This window comes from Pseudomonas sp. GLN_2 (assembly GCF_043106005.1).
Taxonomy (GTDB): Bacteria; Pseudomonadota; Gammaproteobacteria; order Pseudomonadales; family Pseudomonadaceae; genus Aquipseudomonas; species Aquipseudomonas alloputida.
The window spans coordinates 122137-141749 of sequence record NZ_JBICMC010000079.1; the positions used below are offsets into that span (position 1 = coordinate 122137).

Below are 19613 nucleotides of genomic sequence, written 5' to 3' on the forward strand. Positions count from 1 at the left end.
AAGAGTCATGCGTGCACATTGGTTGACGGTGCCGGTGCTGGCCCTGCTTGCCAGCACATCGAGCTGGGCTGCAGATTGCCCTGCGTTGTTGCAGGGCAGCCTGCCGGAATTGCGCGGCAAGGGGCAGGTCGAGCTGTGCGAGCGCTTTGCCGGCAAGCCGCTCGTGGTGGTGAACACTGCCAGTTACTGCGGTTTTGCCCCGCAGTTCGAAGGGCTTGAGGCGACGTACAAGGAGTATCACGAGCAAGGCCTGGAAATGCTCGGCGTGCCGTCCAATGACTTCAAGCAGGAAGACGCCGACAGTGAGAAGACTGCCAAGGTTTGCTATGCCAACTACGGCGTCACCTTCACCATGACCAAGACGCAGGCGGTGCGGGGCAAGGATGCGATACCGCTGTTTGCGGAGCTGGCCAGCCAGAGCAGTGCGCCGAAGTGGAATTTCTACAAGTATGTTGTCGATCGCAAGGGCAAGGTGATCGGTAACTTCTCCAGCCTGACCAAACCGGATGATCCTGCGTTCCGCGCCGCTATCGAAAAGGCCATCGCCTCACAGCAGTAACCAGGCTGTGCTTGCTGCGGCTTTTGCGTCTAAACGCGCGGTAGTTCAGGCGACGCAGATTGCGACTTCAGGAGGCCAAGCGCAGGCTTCCTGAAGTCGCGAAGATCAAGATCAAAACCAGGAAGTGGCTGGCTGCGGGTGACTTCACCGTGCATGCACGGTAATCGCCACCAACCGCACCACCACCGGCCGGACCACCAGCACACACACAAATGCCACCGGCATCGCCAGCTGATAGGCCTTGAGCACATTGCCCAGATACTCCGGGGTAAACCCGGCATTGGCCGCCGTGATCACGAAGCACATCAACAGTGCCATGATCGACGACATGTAGAACGCGAAAACGTAGGGGGTAGCGACCGGGTGCAATTTACGTCGACTGCGCGACCGGGGCAGATTGCTCATGCGAACTCCTGAAAGCTGAGTGGAAGCGCAGATTAGCAACCTGCACGCCTGCAGCTGTAGACCGGCAGCATTGAGTTCTTTATAAAGAAATTCTTACGAATCCAGGCGCTCCCCATGGACCTGCTCAATGCCATTCGCTGCTTTATCAAGGTGGTCGAAGCCGGTAGCATCGCCGCTGGCGCCCGTATCCTCGGCCTTAGTCCGGCAGCCGTCAGCCAGAACCTGGCGCGCCTGGAAAGCCACCTGCAAGTTCGCCTGCTCAGCCGAACCACGCGCAGCATGGCCCTGACACCCTCTGGCGCCCAGTATTACGAGCGTGTAAGGCATATCGAGCGTGATCTGGCCCTGGCCGAACAGGCGGTGACAACACCCGACAGCGAGCCTCAGGGGCGGCTGTGCATTGCTTCGACCTCTGCCTTCGGCCGCCATGTGCTGGCGCCATTGATACCTGCTTTCAGTGCCCGCTACCCCTTACTTTCGATAGAGTTGGTAACGACTGATCGTCGGGTCAACCATGCCCGTGAAGACGTAGACGTAAGCTTGCGCATTGCCCCGCAGCTCGAAGACCAGCTGCTGGCCCGGCGCATCGCCCGCATCCCGTTCATTTGTTGTGCCTCACCCGGTTACCTGCAAAGTGCTGGCGTACCTGCCACGCCCGAGGCCTTGCGAGGGCACCGTTGCCTGGTGTTTCGCTATCCGGTGGATGGTCGCTTCTTGCGCTGGGGCTTCATGCGGGACGGCCTGCGCTTCGAAGCGGAATTCGGCAGTGTATTGATCAGCGACGATATCGATGCCCTGACCCAGATGGCCTTGCACGATGGTGGCATCACCCGTCTGGCCGAGTTCATCGTGCGGCCGCACCTGGCCTCGGGGGCCTTGGTGCCGCTGTTCGAATACTGCGACAGCAGCCAGGCTTACGCCCAGACCGAGCCCATGGACATCTACCTGTGCCTGGCCGATCGCTTTGCCATGACCACCAAGGTGCGCGCATTCATGGACTACCTGCGCGAATGCCTGGGCGACAGCTGGCAAGTGCAGGCATGAAAAAACCGCCACGAAGGCGGTTTTCATGTAACGCACAGGAATCAGAAGCGGTAGGTGAGGGATGCACCGATACCGTGAGCGCTGTTCTCGTATTTGGCCTGGTAGCTGCCTTTGGTTGCGCTGACCTGATTGACCTTGGTGTCTTCCTCCCACAGGTAGGAGTACGCGACGTCGATGGTCATGTCGTCGTTCGGGCTCCAGCCGGCCCCGAGGCTGAAAATCCGGCGGTCGCCAGTCGGGATGCGCGGCGAGCGGTCGTGGTTGTTGGTTGGCGACTGGTCGACGGTGAAGCCGGTACGCAGTACCCACTCCTTGTTGACCTTGTACGATGCACCAATGGCGTGAGCCCAGGTGTCATGCCAGTTCTGCTCTTCGGTGATGGTCTGGAACGCCGAACCTGCCAGTGGCGCCGGGACATCGTTTTGCACGGTGATGTTTTCCAGGCGGCTCCAGCGCGTCCAGGTGCTGCCTGCGTACAGGGTCCACTGGTCATCCAGCTCATGGGTAACCGAAAGGTCGACGGATTCTGGCGTCTTGATCTTCAGGCTGGCGTCAAACTTGTTGCCGTTGAATGGCCCGATCAGCGGGGTGCTGACACGGGTCTTGCCCTCGAGCTCGTAGTCGACCATCGAGTGGTAGGTAAGGCCTACGCGGGTGCGGTCGGTGGCCTGTACCAGGATGCCGATGTTGTAGCCAACGGCTGTATCGTCGCCCTTGATCTTCACTTCGCCGTCGTTACGGCCCGGGGTGAACGGGTTGATCAGGCTAGAGCCCAGTTCGCCTTCGATGCGGTTGATGGTTGGGCCAAAACCGATCGAGACCTTGTCGTTGAAGGCATAGCTGACAGTCGGCTGGAAGGTGACAACCTGTACGTGGCTCTTCTTGCCCCAGTAACGCGCGGCATCATCGCTGCCGTAGTCGGTTACCAGGCCGAACGGTACGTAGATACCGAAACCGACGCTCCAGTGGTCATCGATCGGTTTGACGTAGTAACCCATGGGTACGCCAACGACAGGCACCATGTCACCATCGGTTTCCCCCCCGAGGTTGCTGCCTGGGCCCGATATGTCGGTTTTGGCGATGACGGCAGCGCCGCCCACGGTGAATTGTTCGCGCTTGAGGCGGGACATGCCGGCCGGGTTGCCGAATACGGTACTGGCATCTTCGGCAGAGGAAGAACGTCCCGCGAAACCTGTCCCCATGCTGCTGATGCTCTGTTCGTTGAGCGCGAAGCCGCTGGCGAACAGTTGGCTGGAAGCAAGCGCAACGGCTACGCCGAGGGAGGTTTTGAGCATTACTTTTTTCATTATTAGAAAACTCCTTGGGATCTCCGGGGCGAAAAGCTACCAACAAATCACGCGCTGCGCTATAGGCTCAATCGCAGGAGTTAGAGCGGTTTTGTAGGACAATCCGACCAAAATTCCATTTTTTCCGGTTTACTTGTAGGACGCGTCTCAAGATGCCTGTGGCAATTTCTGATCTATGCAGGCATGCCAGGCATGGGTGAAGTCGCGCAGACGACCCTGGGGGTTGAAAATCTGTCGCCAGATACGCGCCAGTGCCAGCAGATCGTCCGCCGCAGGCAATGGGGTGGCCTGCTCTTCGATGAGCATCCAGGCAATGGCAGTGGAATAGCGCAGGTTGACGGTGAGCTCCAGGTGCGGACCACCCAGGAAGGCATGCTGGCTGGCCAGGCCGCGGACCAGGCTGGCGAGGTCGGGGTCACGGGCCAGGTATTCGTCCCAGAGTGCCTGGTGACGATGTTCGCCGATGCGGTAGAGGCCGTGCCCGCGTCGGTCGTGCAGGGCTGAGCCGAGTGCTGACTGGCTGGCGGCGATACCCAGTAGCAAGGCTTCGGCGCTGGCGCAGTGACGGTTCAGGTAGACCAGGGTGGGTCGGATCACATACTGACACAATTCATTCGCCGCAATACCCATGATACCCTCGAGCAGGTAAGGGCCGGACGGGCGCTGGAGCTTGGCAGCTGGTGAATGATCAGGCCCGCCGGGAGCGGAAAGCACCGCTCGAGTTGAAGTGTAGTGTGATAATCGTGGTGTAAAGAGCTGTTTTTAAATCGATTACTGCCTGATGCTCCGGGCTATATGCCCTAAGGCAATTACGCCAAAAGCGTTCAGGCAGTCTTGCGATTGGATGATTCAGCGCTTGAATACCCCGGTATTCGCCGGTCACGCGGTGAGCGACTGACGCGTCCGGGCGATCACCGCCTGCAGCGGTTCATGGCGGCTGTACTGCTCGTGGTACAGGCGTTCGGTGTGGCAGGCAACGCCGTGTTCGTCTACCAAGGTAAAGCTGAAGCTGCCCTTGCGTGGGGCAACGATAAGGCACTTCAACGGCGAGAAGGCCTGGGAGAGGGTGCCAATGGCAGCCTGAATCTGATGATGAGTTTGCATATTGTTGGAGGTTCCTGCTTTAAACACGGGGGTTATGATCCGTGCATGATAGAAACGTTCCAGTGACGCCTTTATTAAGGGACGAACGAACCTGACTGGAACAGGGCAGCCAGAGGGGGCGCAATCAAATGTAGGCGCTTGGGCTGACTGGTAGGTACTTCGGAAGGCAGGCAGCACGCCGGGGCCAAGGTTCTAGGCCGTCGAGGTGGGATCCTGATCAATCTGTCATGTGATTCGTGCTTGCGCAGCGTAAGGCTGGCGAGGGAATCATTGAATGGGCCGGTCCTTGTTTCAGCAGGGACGCTCTTGGGGGGAGCGAGCCTGCAAGGACGCTTGCGGCCAGAATTGACTTTCAGCTTGGTACTAACGAGGGGCACCTTACCGGAAGCGAAGATGTTTGGCAAGCACTACGTTTGTTCAGGTGAGCCGTGCAGTATGGCGCGAATTCTCGCTGCTGGGAAGAGGGGGCAAATGGCCCAAATGCCGTCCGATGTGCCCTTTTCGTGCACCCAAATGGAGGTTTATGGTGCACTTGTTCACATTCGGGGCAGCGCTTGTAACGGCTTGGCAACACCACCCAGCAGCCTCGCCAATGCCTTGACTGCGTGGTTAAGTCAATGAAAAAAAACACTATTTTTAGCTGGTGAAAAAATCGTCAGTTTGACCAAAGCCCCCATTTCACGGGGGTTTGAGGGGTATGAGAGGGGGTTGTCCACCGAGTTATCCACAGGAACTGTGGATTGTCCCGAGCGCTTGCTCTAGCACGGGCGTGCCAGCAATGGGATGGACTGTCCGACAATCGCCATGCTCCAACAGACCGGTTGGTCATCCACCTGAAAACGTCAAGAAAAGATCATTGAATTTTTTTTAAATCCTTCAGAAATCGACAGGCCAGGGCGAAAAAAAAAGAGTAGAGTGGCGCGCCTTTCGAGTTACCAAACCTGTTGCTCATGAAGTTTCGCGGTAAACACCTTTCCAGCCCCGCTGCATCGACACCTGCACCTCCTGCCAAACGCTTTTCCCTGAAAGTGGCCCTGTGGTTGCTCGACAGCCCGCGTCTGGGCGACAACCCTCAGGTCAAGCACCTGGCCGGGCGCTTGTTGAAGCAGCCGGCGCGCCAAGGTGTGGTTGTGGCGCAGAGCCGCTTGGGGCAGATGCTGTGCCGCGATTGTGGCAACGCCCGTGACCGGCGTATAGGCCATGAGCTGCTGCGTCAGGCTGCCCGCGCAGGGGATCGGCGGGCGCAGCTGGAGTACGCTCGGCTGTGTCAGCACAACGAGCCGGAGCAGGCGCGCTATTGGCTTGAGCTTGCGGCAGGGCAGGGGTCGCAGGAAGCGCGGCGCTTGTTGCGACAGTGGTTTTCTGTCTGAGCTTTTTTGCCTGCGCGGGCCCTTTCGCGAGCAATCACCGATGTGTGTCAACCGCCGTGGTAGGCGCGGGTTTACCCGCGAATACGGTAGCGGCAGCAACGGTGAACGGCGGGTGGAAATTGGCCAGCAGGCCCGGCCCTTTCGCGGGTAAACCCGCTCCTACGGCGGCCTGTGTTCAACCCCCGATGCGTGTGTAGGAGCGGGTTTACCCGCGAATAAGGTAGCGGCAGCAACGGTGAACGGCGGGTGGAAATTGGCCAGCAGGCCCGGCCTCTTCGCGGGTAAACCCGCTCCTACGGGCGACCGTGCGGGCTTTGCCTTCAGGCTTGCGCAGCGGGCTTGCCCGCAAAGAGGTGGATGCAGGCAACACACCCATCAGGCTGATAAGCTGCACTCAATTTGCATCAGAGCGTTCGGGGTAAGCATGACAGTGGATCTGGCCAGCATTCTGCTGGGCTTGGTGGCAGGCGCAATACCCTGCCTGGTGTGGGTCATGCAGGTGCAGCGCCGCCAGGGCGCCCGGCAAGGTGAGCAGGCCTTGCTCGAAGAGCGCCTCAATGCTGCCCAACTGGCCCAGGCTGGCCTGCAGGCGCAACTGGACGCCAGTCGCGACGAGGTCAGCGACCTCAGTGAGGCCAACGCCGTCAAACAGGCCCAGCTGGCCGCCCAAGGCCGTGAGCTGGAGCTGCTGCAGATCGACCGCGACAATGCCCGTGATGCGGCCCACGCCTGGAGCCTTGAGCGCGCCAACCGCGAAGCCGAACTGCGCCGCCTGGAAGCGCAAACCGCGCGCCTGGACGCAGAACTGCGTGAACAGCAGGAAAGCCACCAGCAACGCCTGGAAGACCTGCAGGAGGCCCGTGACACCTTGCGCGCCCAGTTCGCCGACATGGCCACCAAGATCTTCGACGAGCGCGAGCAGCGCTTCGCCCAGACCAGCCAGCAGCACCTTGGCCAGTTGCTCGACCCGCTCAAGGAGCGCATCCAGGCCTTCGAAAAACGCGTGGAGGAAAGCTATCAACAAGAGGCTCGCGAGCGCTTCTCGCTGGGTAAAGAGCTGGAGCGCCTGCAACAGCTCAACCTGCGCCTGTCCGACGAAGCCACCAACCTTACCCAGGCCTTGAAGGGCCAGAAGACCCAGGGTAACTGGGGGGAGCTTATCCTCGAACGTGTGCTGGAGCATGCCGGCCTGGAGAAGGGCCGCGAATACCAGACCCAGGTCAGCCTGAAAAGCGCCGATGGCGAGCGTTTCCAGCCGGATGTGCTGATCATGCTGCCCGGCGACAAGCAGGTGGTGGTGGACGCCAAGGTCAGCCTCACTGCGTACCAGCAGTTCGTTGCCGGCAATGACGAAGCTGCGCTCAAGCAGCATGTGCAGTCGCTGCGCAGCCACGTCAAAGGCCTGTCGAGCAAGGACTACAGCCGGCTTGAAGGCCTGCACAGCCTGGATTTCGTGTTGTTGTTCGTGCCCATCGAGGCGGCCTTTTCGGCGGCCCTGCAGGCCGAGCCGAACCTGTTCCAGGAGGCCTTCGACCGGCAGATCGTGATTGTCAGCCCTACCACGTTGCTGGCGACCTTGCGGGTGATCGACAGCCTGTGGAAGCAGGAGCGTCAAGGGCAGAACGCCCGCGAAATTGCCGAGCGTGCCGGCTGGCTCTACGACAAGTTCGTGCTGTTCATCCAGGACCTGGACGAGCTGGGCAGCCGCTTGCAGCAGGTGGACAAGGCTTATGCCGCCGCGCGCAACAAGCTGTGCGAAGGGCGTGGCAACCTGGTCAGCCGCAGCGAGCAGCTTAAGCTACTGGGCGCCCGTGCCAGCAAGAGTTTGCCGGCAGACCTGCTGGAGCGGGCGCTGTCCGACGAGGCGCTGCCCGACGTAGCGGTTACTGAGCCAGGCTCAGATGGCGATTGAGCAGGGCGCGCAAGGCCGCCGGCTTGACCGGTTTGGCCAGGTAGTCCAGCCCTGATGCATGTACCAGGGCGATGGTTTCCTTGCTGCCGTCGGCGCTGATCACTACACCGGGTACCGGCTCACCCAGCCGTGCTCGAAGCCAGCCCATCAGTCCGGTGCCGGTCTCGCCGTCGTCCAGGTGGTAGTCCACCAATGCCAGGTGCGGGCGCATGCCTTTGGCCAGCAGGGCTTCGCATTCGGCCTGGTTGCGCGCGGTCCATACCTGGCAACCCCAGCGGCTCAGCAGGCTGTTCATGCCGATCAGGATGCTGTCTTCGTTGTCCACGCATAGCACGTGCAACCCGGCCAGTGGCTGGCCGCCCTGTTGTTCCACGGGCGCGCTTGGCGCCGCGGCGGCCTGGTGTGCAATCGGTACGCTGACGCGGAACACCGTGCCCTTGCCTGGCCATGAGCGCACTTCCAGCGGATGCCCCAGCACCCGACACAGACCGTCTGCGATGGCCAGGCCCAAGCCTAGCCCCTTCTCGGCACGGGTCTGGTGGCTGTCCAGGCGCTTGAACTCCTGAAAGATCACTTGCAGCTTGTCGTCAGCAATGCCCGGGCCACGGTCCCAGACCTCCAGCCACAGGCGCTCGCCCTGTCGGCGCGCGCCTAGCAGGATCGGGCTCTTGCCGTAGCGCAGGGCATTGGTGAGGAAGTTCTGCAGCACCCGGCGTAGCAGTTTCATGTCGCTGTCCACCCGCAGGCGGCTACCGCGCAGGCGGAACTCCAGGCCCTTCTCGGCCGCCAGCAGCTTGAACTCGGCGCCCAGGGTGTCGAACAGCTCGTTGAGGGCGAAGGGTTTGGCATCCGGGGTGATCTTGCCGTTTTCCAGGCGCGAGATGTCCAGCAGGTCGCTGATCAGCTCTTCAGCCGAGCGCAGCGAGCTGTCCATGTGTTGTACCAACTGCTGGGCCTCTGCGTTCATGCCCTCGGCCTGTTGCGACAAGGCGGCAGAGAAAAGCCGTGCGGCGTTCAACGGTTGCATCAGGTCATGGCTGACGGCGGCCAGGAAGCGGGTCTTGGACTTGCTCACCGCTTCGGCCTGGCTCTTGGCTTCGGACAGCGCCTGGTTCAACTGCGACAGTTCGTGGGTGCGCTCCGCCACGCGTTGTTCAAGGCGTTCGTTGGCATCGCGCAGGGCCTGCTCGGCCTCGCGGAACGGGGTGATGTCGGTGAAGCTCATGACAAAGCCGCCGCCCGGCATCGGGTTGCCGATCAGCTCGATCACCCGGCCATTGGGGAACAGCCGCTCGGAGGAGTGCGCGCGGCCCTGACGCATCCAGTGCAGCCGCCGCGCCACATGCACTTGCGCTTCGCCGGGGCCGCACAGGCCGCGCTCGGCGTTGTAGCGGATGATATCGGCAATCGGTCGCCCTACGCTGATCAGCCCGTCCGGGTAGTTGAACAGCTCCAGGTAGCGGCGGTTCCAGGCCACCAGGTGCAGGTTCTGGTCGACCACGCTGATGCCCTGGTTGATGTTCTCGATGGCGCCTTGCAGCAGGGCGCGGTTGAACTGCAGCACTTCACTGGCTTCGTCTGCGATACGTACGACGTCTTCCAGTTGCATGTCGCGCCCTTCGATGGCCGCCTTGACCACCGCGCGGGTTGACGAGGTGCCGAGCACCCCGGCCAGCAGGCGCTCGGTGTGCTCGATCCAGTCGCCATCGGCGTTCTGGTTCGGGTTGAAGCCCTTGCCCTGGCGGTAGGCAAAGCGGATGAAGCTCTGCCGTGCGCGCTCTTCCCCGACAAAGCGCGAGGCCAGGGTCAGCAGGTCGTCGATCTGCACCGCCAGCAGCGGCTTGCTGCTGGGCCGCGCGCTGGTCTGCTGGCCAATGAACCGGCCGGCCTGCCAGTGCTCGGAAACCCGTGTGCGCGACAGCACCGAAACCCAGGCGAACAGGGTGAAGTTGCCCGCCAGTGACAGCACCACACCTTGGGTCAGTGGACTGATCGGCAGGTTCAGCGGGTTGCCGTGCAGCCACGCCAGGCCAGGGAACAACTGCAACGACCAGCCCAGGCTGTGCGCGGCAATCGGCAGCACCAAGGTGTAGAACCACAGGAAAATGCCAGCGGCCAGGCCGGCGAACACGCCGCGACGGTTGGCCTGCTTCCAGTACAGCGCGCCAAGCATGGCCGGGGTGAGCTGGGTCACAGCGGCAAAGGCGATCTGGCCGATGGTCGCCAGGCTGGCGGTGGAACCCAGCAGGCGGTAGCTGACATAGGCCAGCAGCAGGATCACCACGATGGTTACCCGGCGTACCGAAAGCATCCAGTGGCGGAACGCTTCGAAAGGCCGCTCGGCGTTGTTGCGGCGCAGCAGCCAGGGCAGCAGCATGTCGTTGGACACCATGGTCGACAGCGCCACGGCCTCGACGATCACCATGCCGGTGGCCGCCGAGGCACCGCCGATGAACGCCAGCAGGGCAAGGCTCGGGTGCGCCTCGGCCAGCGGCAGGCTGATGACGAACGAGTCGGAGATCACCGTGCCGGGCAGCAGCATCTGCCCGGCCAGGGCAATCGGCACCACGAACAGCGCGGCCAGTGCCAGGTACATCGGGAATACCCAGCGCGCCAGGCGCAAGTCCTGCGGTTCGATGTTCTCGACCACGGTAACGTGGAATTGCCGGGGCAGGCAGATGATTGCCATCATCGCCACGGCGGTTTGCACCACCATGGACGGCCAATTGATGGTTTCTTTCCAATAGTCCTGCAAGTGGATCGACTGGCGGGCCTGGCTGAACAGGTCGTCGAAACCGTCATACAGGTTGAAAACGATGAAGATGCCCACGGCAAGGAACGCCAGCAACTTGATCAGCGATTCGAAGGCGATCGCCAGGACCATGCCGCGGTGGTGCTCGGTCACATCCAGGCTGCGGGTACCGAAGACGATCGCGAACAGCGCCAGTACCAGCGATATCACCAGCGCGGTGTCCTGCACGCGGGTGCCGGTGGCGTCGGCGTTGGCGCCGATCAACAGGTTCACGCCCAGTACGATGCCCTTGAGCTGCAAGGCGATATACGGCAGCACGCCGACCAGGCAGATCAGCGCCACCACCACTGCCAGGGTCTGCGACTTGCCGTAGCGTGCGGCAATGAAGTCGGCGATCGAGGTGATGTTCTGCTGCTTGCTGATCAACACCATCTTCTGCAGCACCCACGGCGCGAAGATCAGCAGCAGTACCGGGCCCAGGTAGATGGGCAGGAATGCCCAAAGCTGTTCGGCGGCCTGGCCGACCGCGCCGAAAAAGGTCCAGCTGGTGCAGTACACGGCCAGCGACAGGCTGTACACCCAGGCACGCAGCTTTGGCGGCAATGGCGTGCTGCGGCGGTCGCCATAGAAGGCGATGGCGAACATGATGGCCATATAGGCCAGGGCGACCACGGCGATCAGCCCGCTGGACAACGACATGAAGACTCCGAAGCAAAAAGGTAACGCGGTCCCGATCAATCAGTCTGGCACGCAAGTGCCGCTTCGTCAGCGCAGACGATGGTTGTAGGAGCGGGTTCACCCACGAAGAGGCCGGAACAGGCAACATCAACCCCTGCGGGTACCCAACCCATAGAACACCCCTGCCAGTATCACCGACAACACCAGCAGGTAGAAGACTGCCCCCGGCCACAGGTGTACCAGTGCAAACCCCACCATCACCGGCCCCAGCGCCGCCCCCAGGTTGGAGAGGTTCTGCGCGCCGTAATACACCCCGCGCAAGTGCTCCGGTGCGATCAGGTCGATGAACATGTACTCGGCCGGGATCACGATGATTTCGCCCAGCGTGAACACCAGCATCGCCAGGCACCAGGCCAGTACCGAACCTGCCAGCGCAAAACCCAGCAAGCCGGCGATGAACAGGCCCATGCCGGCCAACAGCCACGGCATCAGGCGCTGGCGGCTGATACGCCGGCCAATCAGGTACTGCAAGGCAATGACTGTCACGGCGTTGGTGGTGACCAGATAGCCGATCAGCCGTGCCGCTTCGGCCGGGTTGCTGGTGACCACCAGGTACTGGGACAGGTAGGCGGTGAACTGGCCGAACACCACCGCGCTCAGCACCCCACCCACGGTAAAGCACACCAGCCGGCGATCCCGCGCCAGCCCCAGCGCCACTTGGCCGAAGCCGGCCGCAGGCTTGTCCGGCGCGCTGGCCTGCAGGCTGCGATCACCCAGGCGCCAGTAAGCCAGGCACATGGCCAGGCCAAGCAGGGCAGAGGCGAGGAACGGCACATGATCGTTCAGTTCAAGCATGGCCACGCCCAGCAACGGGCCGGCGGCGTAGCCGACGTTGCTGAGGGTGTACTTGATGGCGAATACCTCGGCCCGCTCATCCACCGGCAGTAACGCGCAGAAGCCTGCCTTGGCGGCGATATCGACCACTGCCAGGGCCAGGTTGATCAACACCAGACAGAAGAAGAACGGCAGTGCCGAACGGCTGGCGACCGCGCCGACGAAGGCCAGGGCGAACAGCAGCGTACTGGCGCTGACCAGCGTGTGGTTGCTCAAGGTGTCGACCAGATGACCACCGTACAGACTCAACAGCGAGGCGACGATCAGCGCGCCCCCGATCAGCAGGCCGATCTGGCTGATCGGCAGGTGGAAATTGTCGGCCAGATAAACCACCAGGTAGGGCAGGGTGAGGGCGCGGGCGACGGTAAGCGTGAAGGTGGTGGTGAGCAGCAGGCGAACGGTGTGCGGGTAGCGTTTTATGGCGGCGAGCATTGCCACGTCCTTGTTGTGCGGGTTTGCCGAGCACAAGCATAAGCCACATGCGGTCCTCACGACACAAGGCCGTTTCGCCTACCAAAGGGCGACAGGCGGAGGATTGACAGCCCGTTAGGCTCAGGGAATACTCTCGAAAAATTCATATATATGTTTATATAACAAGACGAGAGCGAGACCCATGCACCCATTGACCGGTGATGCTCGACTGCCCCGCTACCAACAACTGCGCGACCACATGGTCGCGCAAATTGCCAACAACCGCTGGCGCCCGGGGGAAGCGATCCCCACCGAAGCAGCCTTGGCCACCGAGTTCGACCTGTCGATCGGTACCGTGCGCAAAGCCGTCGATGTCCTGGTGGCCGAAGGCGTGCTGGAGCGCCAGCAGGGCCGCGGTACCTTCATTCGCCGCCCACAGTTTCAGTCGTCGCTGTTCCGCTTCTTCCGTTTCGAGGCCGCCAATGGCGAGCGCATAGTGCCGGAAAGCCGCATTCTCTCCATCGAGTCGCTGCCGGCGCCTTCCGCGGTGGCCGAGGCATTGGGCCTGGCAGGGGAGGCAGAAGTGATCCGCATCATTCGCACACGTCTGCTCGGCGCCCAGCCGGTGCTGGCCGAAGAAATCTGGCTGCCGCGCCAAACCTTCCAGCCGCTGCTGGACGTGGATTTGAACAGCAAGGGCCCATTGCTGTACCCGATCTACGAAGCGCTGTGCGGTCAGGTGGTCGCCTACGCCGAAGAAACCCTGACCGCCGAAGCGGTCGACGCGGTGCATGGCCGCTTGCTGCAACTGCCGGCCGACAGCCCGGTGGTCGTGATCGAGCGCCTGGCCCGCGACTACGCCGGCAAACCTCTGGAATGGCGCCGCTCGCGCGGCCATGCGCAGCACTTCCGCTACCGCATCGACATTCGCTAAACCGGTCGCTTCACCCTTTTACCTGTCTGCGCCGTACTGCCACGGCGCAGTGGCTTCGCCTGCCCGTCACACCACGAATAGAAGGATAACAATCATGTTCAGCTGGTATCGCGAGATCACCTCACGGGAACGCAAGACATTCTGGGCCTGTTTCGGCGGCTGGTCGCTCGATGCGCTGGAAGTGCAGATGTTCGGCCTGGCCATCCCCGCGCTGATCGCTGCGTTCTCCCTGACCAAGGGCGATGCCGGCCTGATCAGTGGCCTGACCCTGGTGACCTCGGCAATCGGCGGCTGGCTGGGTGGCACACTGTCCGACCGCTATGGTCGCGTGCGCACCCTGCAATGGATGATTCTCTGGTTTTCGTTCTTCACCTTCCTTTCGGCGTTCGTCACCGGCTTCTACCCGTTGCTGTTCGTCAAGGCCATGCAAGGCTTTGGCATTGGTGGCGAATGGGCAGCCGGCGCTGTGCTGATGGCCGAAACCATCAACCCCAAGTATCGCGGCAAGGTCATGGGCACGGTGCAGAGTGCCTGGGCTGTGGGGTGGGGCCTGGCGGTGGCACTGTTTACGCTGATCTACTCACTGGTGCCGCAGGAGTTTGCCTGGCGGGTGATGTTCTTCGTCGGTCTGCTGCCATCGCTGCTGATCATTTGGGTACGCCGCAACGTGCCTGAGCCGGACAGCTTCCAGCGCCTGCAAAAGGAAAAGGCCATCCCTTCCAGCTTCTTGCAGTCGATGGCTGGCATCTTCCGCCCGGAACTGCTGCGTGTGACCCTGCTGGGCGGCTTGCTCGGCCTGGGTGCCCACGGTGGCTACCACGCGGTGATGACCTGGTTGCCGACCTTCCTCAAGACAGAGCGCAACCTTTCGGTGCTGAACTCGGGCGGTTACCTGGCGGTGATCATCCTGGCCTTCTGGTGCGGCTGCGTGGTCAGCGGCCTGCTGATCGACCGTATTGGCAGGCGCAAGAACATCCTGCTGTTCGCCCTGTGCTGTGTACTGACCGTGCAGGCCTACGTGTTCTTCCCGCTGACCAATACCCAGATGCTGTTCCTCGGCTTCCCGCTGGGCTTTTTCGCCGCCGGCATCCCGGCCAGCCTGGGTGCGTTTTTCAATGAGCTGTACCCGGCTGACGTGCGCGGCGCCGGGGTGGGCTTCTGCTACAACTTCGGTCGCGTGCTGTCGGCCGTGTTCCCGTTCCTGGTCGGGCACATGAGCGAGTCGATGTCGCTGGGCAGTGCTATCGGCATCGATGCCGGCATCGCGTATGGCGTTGCGGTGATCGCAGCCCTCTGCCTGCCCGAAACCCGTGGCCGTAACCTTGAATCTGCACCTGTGCCGGAAACGGCCGCTGCCGTCGCCAAGTAACCTGAACGTGTTTGTATGAGAACCATGCCCGACGCACCCGCTTTGCACCTGACTGCCATCGACAGCCACGCCCACGTGTTCAGCCGTGGGCTGAGCCTGGCCCGCCAGCGGCGTTATGCGCCCAGTTACGATGCGCCGCTGGGCGACTACCTGGGCCAACTGCGGGCCCATGGTTGCAGCCATGGCGTACTGGTTCAGCCCAGCTTCCTGGGTACGGACAACCGCTACCTGCTCAGCGCCTTGCAGACCTTGCCGGGGCAGCTGCGCGGGGTGGTGATGCTGGAGCGGGATGTCGAGCCGGCGACCTTGGCGGAAATGGCCCGGTTGGGAGTCAGGGGGGTACGCCTCAACCTCATGGGGCACGACATGCCTGACCTGACCGGCGCTCAGTGGCGGCCCCTGCTGGAGCGCATCGGCGAGCAGGGGTGGCACGTGGAACTGCACCGTCAGGTGGCGGACATTCCAGTGCTGGTGCGGGCATTGCAGCCTTACGGGCTGGACATCGTGATTGACCATTTCGGCCGCCCGGATGCCCGCCTTGGCCTGGGCCAGCCGGGGTTTGCCGAACTGCTGACCCTGAGCGGTGGGGGCAAGGTGTGGGTGAAGGTGTCCGGCATCTACAGGCTGCAGGGCTCGCCGGAAGAGAACCTGGCATTCGCCCGTCAGGCGCTGTGCGCGCTGGAAGCCCATTACGGCGCAGAGCGGTTGATGTGGGGCAGTGACTGGCCGCATACCCAGCATGAGTCGGAGGTCAGTTTCGGCACCGCTGTCGAACAGTTCGAGGCCTTAGGGTGTTCAGCGCAGCTGCGCCAGGCACTGTTGGTGGATACCGCGCGGGCGTTGTTTGGCTTCGAGTGACGTAGCGCCAGTGCTGCAACTGCTGGCAGGTCCTTGAACGCAATCTTGCGTGGCCATGCCTGAGCCGGTGCTTGCCAGTCAGCGCATTTCCCATGCAGATTTGTGGCCCGGCACGCTTGGCGAGCCTCCAATTGAAAAGCCCTCAGGACCAAGGACGATGAGTCACTCTTCGCAATTCACCTTGCTCGGCAAGCGGCGTTTCCTGCCGTTTTTCATCACTCAGTCGCTGGGTGCCTTCAACGACAACCTGTTCAAGCAGTCGCTGATCCTGGCGATTTTGTTCAAGCTCAGCCTGGGCGATGGTGACCGATCGATCTGGGTCAACTTGTGTGCCTTGCTGTTCATCCTGCCGTTTTTCCTGTTTTCGGCCCTGGGCGGGCAGTTTGGCGAGAAGTTCGCCAAGGATGCGCTGATCCGGGCAATCAAACTGGCCGAAATCGTGATCATGGCGATGGGTGCGCTGGGCTTTGTCACCAACCATCTGTGGCTGATGCTGGTGGCGCTGTTCGGTATGGGGACCCACTCGGCGCTGTTCGGCCCGGTGAAGTATTCGATCCTGCCGCAGGCCCTGCGCGAGGAAGAGCTGGTGGGCGGTAACGGGCTGGTGGAAACCGGCACCTTCCTCGCCATCCTCGCCGGCACCATCGGCGCGGGGGTGATGATGTCGGCCGACAGCTACGCAACAGTGGTGGCCGGTGGCGTGGTCGGCACGGCGGTACTCGGCTACCTCGCCAGCCGCTGGATCCCGCGGGCGGCTGCCGCCTCGCCGCAAATGCCGCTGGACTGGAACATCTTCAAGCAGTCGTGGGTGATCTTGCGCATGGGCCTGGGCCAGCCGCCGGCGGTGTCGCGCTCGATCGTCGGCAACTCGTGGTTCTGGTTTGTTGGCGCTATCTACCTCACGCAGATCCCGGCCTATGCCAAGGATTGGCTGCACGGTGACGGCACCGTGGTGACCCTGGTGCTGACCCTGTTCTCGGTGGGCATTGCCCTGGGCTCGCTGCTGTGTGAGCGGCTCAGTGGACGCAAGGTGGAAATCGGCCTGGTGCCGTTCGGTTCGTTCGGCCTGACCCTGTTCGGCCTGCTGTGGTGGTGGCACTCTGGTGATGTACCGGCTGCAGCAGCGCCGCACGACTGGCTGGCACTGCTGGGCATGAGCCAGGCCTGGTGGATCTTGCTGTCGATCATTGGCCTGGGTGTGTTCGGCGGCTTCTACATCGTGCCGCTGTATGCGTTGATCCAGGCCCGCACGGCCGAGGACGAGCGCGCCAGGGTAATCGCGGCCAACAACATCCTCAATGCCTTGTTCATGGTGGTGTCGGCGGTGCTCACCATCATCCTGCTAGGCGTGGCCAAGCTGAGCATCCCGCAGCTTTTCCTGGTGGTGTCGCTGCTCAATATCGCGGTCAACACCTATATCTTCAGGATCGTGCCCGAGTTCACCATGCGCTTCCTGATCTGGCTGCTCAGCCATTCGATGTACCGCGTGCAGCACCGAGACCTTGAGCGCATCCCCGACGAAGGTGCAGCGTTGCTGGTGTGCAACCACGTGTCGTTCGTCGATGCGTTGCTGCTGGGCGGGGCTATACGCCGGCCGATCCGCTTTGTCATGTACTACAAGATCTACAACCTGCCGGTACTCAACTTCGTGTTTCGTACTGCCGGTGCCATCCCGATTGCCGGGCGGAACGAAGACCAGGCGACATACGAGCGGGCCTTCGCGCGGATTGCCGAGTACCTGGCTGATGGCGAGCTGGTGTGCATTTTCCCGGAAGGCAAGCTGACGGGCGATGGCGAAATCGATGTCTTCAAGGGTGGGGTCAGCCGCATCCTCGAAGAAACGCCGGTACCGGTGATTCCGTTGGCCTTGCAGGGGTTGTGGGGTAGCTTCTTCAGCCGCGACCCGGCCAAGGGCTTCTTCAAGCGCCTGTGGTCGCGGGTGACCATCGTGGCAGGCGCCGCCGTCCCGGTGGAGGCGGCGCAGCCTGAAGTGTTGCGCGAACAGGTCAGCCGCCTGCGCGGCCCTCTGCGATAGGGGTTAGCTGGCGCTGACTTTCAGGCCGATGAGGCCGCAGACGATCAGCGCCACACTGACCAGCCGCACCAGGGCCATGGATTCGCCGAACAGCATGATCCCGGCGATGACCGTACCGACTGCGCCTACGCCGGTCCAGATGGCATAGGCGGTGCCCAGCGGCAACTCCTTCATGGCCAGGCCCAGCAGGCCCAGGCTGATGACCATGGCGCCGACGGTAAGGACAGTGGGTAGCGGTCGAGTGAAACCGTCGGTGTATTTGAGGCCGACGGCCCAGCCAACCTCGAACAGGCCGGCGAAAAACAGGATGATCCAGGACATGAGTGTGTCTCCATCGTTTGAATGATGGGGCCGTCCCCGGAATGGTCACGCGGTGCGTCGTGAGGTCGTCCTCACAGTGGGTGCCATGGTGCCAATCTGCGGCCTTCCGGGCAAGACCGCGTCTGCAAGGGGTTACCACTTGCAGGCGCGGGTTTACCCGCGAAGAGGCCGGTGCTGGCAGAAAACGATTCAGGCCAGCACCTGCATTTCATACCAATTAGACCCCTTGCGGAATCTCTTCACCACCCAGCGCCTCGAACAGCACCGGCAGGAATTCGGCAAAGGTCATCATCATCAACTGGAAGCTGGCATCGAACTGCTGCGCAGCCTCATCGCCACCGTCCTGCTCGGCCTGCTCCTGCAGCAGCTCTTCGAACTTCAGGCGCTTGATGACCATCTTGTCGTCGAGAATGAACGACAGCTTGTCTTGCCAGGCCAGGGCCAGCTGGGTCACCACTTTGCCAGTGCTCAGGTGCAGCTGGATCTCTTCGCCAGTCAGGTCCTGGCGCTTGCAGCGCACGATACCGCCATCTTCGGCGGTGTCGCGCAGTTCGCACTCGTCCAGCACATAGAAGCCTTCGGCGGCTTGCTGCGATTTGACCCAGTCGGTCATGGTGGCCACTGGCGCAATTTTCACCGTGGCCGGGCGCACGGGCAGCGAACCCATCACTTCACGCAGGGTCGACAGCAGGTCTTCGGCGCGCTTGGCGCTGGCCGAGTTGACCAGGATCACGCCCAGGCGCGGGGCAATGGCAGCGAAAATCATCGAGCGGCGGATGAACGCACGCGGCAGGAACGCCTGGATGATTTCGTCCTTGATCTGGTCGCGTTCCTTTTTATAGACCTTGCGCATTTGCTCGGTCTCGATCTCTTCGACCTTTTCCTTGACCGCGTCGTTGACCACGCTGCTTGGCAGGATGCGTTCTTCCTTGCGCGCGGCAATCAGCAGGTACTCGCCGCTGACATGCACCAGGGGAGCGTCTTCGCCTTTGCCGAACGGCGCGACGAAACCATAAGTGGTCAGCTCCTGGCTGGCGCAGGGGCGGGCCGGCTTGCTGGCCAGGGCGGCTTCCAGCGCTTCAGGCTCGAACGGAACTTCCTGGGTCAGGCGGTAGGTCAGCAGGTTCTTGAACCACATGAGGGGCAATCTCTCCTTAATGCATAAGGGGGGCATTATTCTCCGAGCGGTGAATTCAGGCCAGCCCTGTCAGAGGGCCAGCAGTGGCTTATGCATGAAAGAATCGCCCGATAACGCTAGGTCTTTGAAAGGCCTGAGGTTTTTTTTGCAAAAAGTTTAAAAAGTGCTTGCCAGGGTGCGGGCTGCTCCGTAGAATGCGCGCCACACCGAGAGACATGGGTGATTAGCTCAGCCGGGAGAGCATCTGCCTTACAAGCAGAGGGTCGGCGGTTCGATCCCGTCATCACCCACCACTCGATGTATAGCGCAGCGGTAGTTCAGTCGGTTAGAATACCGGCCTGTCACGCCGGGGGTCGCGGGTTCGAGTCCCGTCCGCTGCGCCATATTCCACTTCCAGGGCCCACTGAACACCCGGAAGTAACAGAGAAAGCGACCTTAGGGTCGCTTTTTTTGTGCCTGTTTTTTGGTGTTTGACCGAAGTGTGAAAAAACTTCGATAAGTGCTTGCCAGAGCGCCAAGTCG

The 19613-nt window shown here is 61.9% G+C and carries 16 protein-coding genes and 2 tRNA genes; 10 read left to right on the forward strand and 8 right to left on the reverse strand.

Annotated elements, in window-relative coordinates; translation table 11 throughout:
- Positions 1–7: 7 nt before the first annotated feature.
- Positions 8–559: a glutathione peroxidase gene (locus ACF8Q6_RS18695; protein WP_014592086.1), complete on the forward strand. Its 552-nt coding sequence runs from the start codon at positions 8–10 to the stop codon at positions 557–559.
- A 144-nt stretch (positions 560–703) separates the two neighbouring features.
- Here the strand turns inward: ACF8Q6_RS18695 and ACF8Q6_RS18700 are convergent, their stop codons facing one another.
- Complete coding sequence (locus ACF8Q6_RS18700; RefSeq protein ID WP_003252481.1) at positions 704–964, reverse strand: DUF2798 domain-containing protein; 261 nt, start codon at positions 962–964, stop codon at positions 704–706.
- 114 nt (positions 965–1078) lie between these two features.
- Between ACF8Q6_RS18700 and ACF8Q6_RS18705 the strand changes: the two genes are divergently transcribed.
- On the forward strand, positions 1079–2008 hold the full coding sequence (locus ACF8Q6_RS18705; protein ID WP_392489809.1) for a LysR family transcriptional regulator: 930 nt from the start codon (positions 1079–1081) through the stop codon (positions 2006–2008).
- 41 nt (positions 2009–2049) lie between these two features.
- Here ACF8Q6_RS18705 and ACF8Q6_RS18710 read toward each other — a convergent pair whose 3' ends face one another.
- From ACF8Q6_RS18710 to ACF8Q6_RS18720, 3 genes are all read right to left on the reverse strand, one after another.
- Positions 2050–3315 carry an OmpP1/FadL family transporter gene (locus ACF8Q6_RS18710; RefSeq protein ID WP_010952742.1) on the reverse strand — a complete coding sequence of 422 codons (1266 nt, stop codon included), beginning with the start codon at positions 3313–3315 and terminating at the stop codon, positions 2050–2052.
- Positions 3316–3462: 147 nt separating this feature from the next.
- Positions 3463–3945 (reverse strand): hypothetical protein, encoded by a 483-nt coding sequence (locus ACF8Q6_RS18715; RefSeq protein WP_003252489.1) that lies wholly within the window; start codon positions 3943–3945, stop codon positions 3463–3465.
- A gap of 249 nt (positions 3946–4194) precedes the next feature.
- Positions 4195–4419, reverse strand: coding sequence for a hypothetical protein (locus tag ACF8Q6_RS18720; protein WP_010952743.1), 225 nt, complete (start codon positions 4417–4419; stop codon positions 4195–4197).
- A gap of 950 nt (positions 4420–5369) precedes the next feature.
- Between ACF8Q6_RS18720 and ACF8Q6_RS18725 the strand changes: the two genes are divergently transcribed.
- Entirely contained in the window at positions 5370–5789 is a 420-nt protein-coding gene (locus ACF8Q6_RS18725; protein WP_012053440.1) for a tetratricopeptide repeat protein, read from the forward strand.
- Positions 5790–6327: 538 nt separating this feature from the next.
- The gene (gene rmuC / locus ACF8Q6_RS18730; protein ID WP_161774447.1) at positions 6328–7701 is read left to right on the forward strand and encodes a DNA recombination protein RmuC; all 1374 of its coding nucleotides are present in this window, start codon (positions 6328–6330) and stop codon (positions 7699–7701) included.
- Here rmuC and ACF8Q6_RS18735 read toward each other — a convergent pair.
- Positions 7673–11152 carry a PAS domain-containing hybrid sensor histidine kinase/response regulator gene (locus ACF8Q6_RS18735; RefSeq protein WP_161774437.1) on the reverse strand — a complete coding sequence of 1160 codons (3480 nt, stop codon included), beginning with the start codon at positions 11150–11152 and terminating at the stop codon, positions 7673–7675. The two genes, rmuC and ACF8Q6_RS18735, sit on opposite strands and share 29 nt — an antisense overlap.
- A 126-nt stretch (positions 11153–11278) precedes the next feature.
- Complete coding sequence (locus tag ACF8Q6_RS18740; RefSeq protein WP_392491649.1) at positions 11279–12457, reverse strand: MFS transporter; 1179 nt, start codon at positions 12455–12457, stop codon at positions 11279–11281.
- Positions 12458–12638: 181 nt separating this feature from the next.
- On the opposite strand from ACF8Q6_RS18740, the gene ACF8Q6_RS18745 reads away from it, so the two are divergent.
- The 4 genes from ACF8Q6_RS18745 (at position 12639) to ACF8Q6_RS18760 (ending at position 17632) form a co-directional block, all read left to right on the forward strand.
- A complete protein-coding gene (locus ACF8Q6_RS18745; RefSeq protein ID WP_012053436.1) occupies positions 12639–13370 on the forward strand; it encodes a GntR family transcriptional regulator in 732 nt (243 codons plus the stop codon).
- A gap of 94 nt (positions 13371–13464) precedes the next feature.
- Positions 13465–14739, forward strand: a complete 1275-nt coding sequence (locus ACF8Q6_RS18750; RefSeq protein WP_392491647.1) for an MFS transporter — start codon at positions 13465–13467, stop codon at positions 14737–14739.
- A gap of 24 nt (positions 14740–14763) precedes the next feature.
- The gene (locus ACF8Q6_RS18755; protein WP_392491646.1) at positions 14764–15597 is read left to right on the forward strand and encodes an amidohydrolase family protein; all 834 of its coding nucleotides are present in this window, start codon (positions 14764–14766) and stop codon (positions 15595–15597) included.
- A 157-nt stretch (positions 15598–15754) separates the two neighbouring features.
- Positions 15755–17632 (forward strand): MFS transporter, encoded by a 1878-nt coding sequence (locus ACF8Q6_RS18760; RefSeq protein WP_012053433.1) that lies wholly within the window; start codon positions 15755–15757, stop codon positions 17630–17632.
- A 3-nt stretch (positions 17633–17635) separates the two neighbouring features.
- Here the strand turns inward: ACF8Q6_RS18760 and sugE are convergent, their stop codons facing one another.
- Positions 17636–17953, reverse strand: coding sequence for a quaternary ammonium compound efflux SMR transporter SugE (sugE, locus tag ACF8Q6_RS18765; RefSeq protein WP_088513583.1), 318 nt, complete (start codon positions 17951–17953; stop codon positions 17636–17638).
- A gap of 217 nt (positions 17954–18170) precedes the next feature.
- The gene (gene rdgC, locus ACF8Q6_RS18770; RefSeq protein WP_003252510.1) at positions 18171–19091 is read right to left on the reverse strand and encodes a recombination-associated protein RdgC; all 921 of its coding nucleotides are present in this window, start codon (positions 19089–19091) and stop codon (positions 18171–18173) included.
- 217 nt (positions 19092–19308) lie between these two features.
- On the opposite strand from rdgC, the gene ACF8Q6_RS18775 reads away from it, so the two are divergent.
- Both ACF8Q6_RS18775 and ACF8Q6_RS18780 read left to right on the forward strand, forming a co-directional pair.
- Positions 19309–19384 (forward strand) — tRNA-Val (locus ACF8Q6_RS18775).
- Between the two features lie 13 nt (positions 19385–19397).
- Positions 19398–19474, forward strand: a tRNA-Asp gene (locus ACF8Q6_RS18780).
- The last annotated feature ends 139 nt before the right edge of the window (positions 19475–19613 follow it).

Bases quoted from the DNA above. Each gene is read 5' to 3' on its own strand.
- ACF8Q6_RS18715 (WP_003252489.1), bottom strand. From the start codon at position 3,945: ATGGGTATTGCGGCGAATGAATTGTGTCAGTATGTGATCCGACCCACC.
- ACF8Q6_RS18755 (WP_392491646.1), top strand. From the start codon at position 14,764: ATGCCCGACGCACCCGCTTTGCACCTGACTGCCATCGACAGCCACGCC.
- ACF8Q6_RS18760 (WP_012053433.1), top strand. From the start codon at position 15,755: ATGAGTCACTCTTCGCAATTCACCTTGCTCGGCAAGCGGCGTTTCCTG.
- sugE (WP_088513583.1), bottom strand. From the start codon at position 17,953: ATGTCCTGGATCATCCTGTTTTTCGCCGGCCTGTTCGAGGTTGGCTGG.
- ACF8Q6_RS18705 (WP_392489809.1), top strand. From the start codon at position 1,079: ATGGACCTGCTCAATGCCATTCGCTGCTTTATCAAGGTGGTCGAAGCC.
- ACF8Q6_RS18710 (WP_010952742.1), bottom strand. From the start codon at position 3,315: ATGAAAAAAGTAATGCTCAAAACCTCCCTCGGCGTAGCCGTTGCGCTT.
- ACF8Q6_RS18695 (WP_014592086.1), top strand. From the start codon at position 8: ATGCGTGCACATTGGTTGACGGTGCCGGTGCTGGCCCTGCTTGCCAGC.
- ACF8Q6_RS18740 (WP_392491649.1), bottom strand. From the start codon at position 12,457: ATGCTCGCCGCCATAAAACGCTACCCGCACACCGTTCGCCTGCTGCTC.
- ACF8Q6_RS18720 (WP_010952743.1), bottom strand. From the start codon at position 4,419: ATGCAAACTCATCATCAGATTCAGGCTGCCATTGGCACCCTCTCCCAG.
- ACF8Q6_RS18745 (WP_012053436.1), top strand. From the start codon at position 12,639: ATGCACCCATTGACCGGTGATGCTCGACTGCCCCGCTACCAACAACTG.
- ACF8Q6_RS18750 (WP_392491647.1), top strand. From the start codon at position 13,465: ATGTTCAGCTGGTATCGCGAGATCACCTCACGGGAACGCAAGACATTC.
- ACF8Q6_RS18735 (WP_161774437.1), bottom strand. From the start codon at position 11,152: ATGTCGTTGTCCAGCGGGCTGATCGCCGTGGTCGCCCTGGCCTATATG.
- rdgC (WP_003252510.1), bottom strand. From the start codon at position 19,091: ATGTGGTTCAAGAACCTGCTGACCTACCGCCTGACCCAGGAAGTTCCG.
- ACF8Q6_RS18700 (WP_003252481.1), bottom strand. From the start codon at position 964: ATGAGCAATCTGCCCCGGTCGCGCAGTCGACGTAAATTGCACCCGGTC.
- ACF8Q6_RS18725 (WP_012053440.1), top strand. From the start codon at position 5,370: ATGAAGTTTCGCGGTAAACACCTTTCCAGCCCCGCTGCATCGACACCT.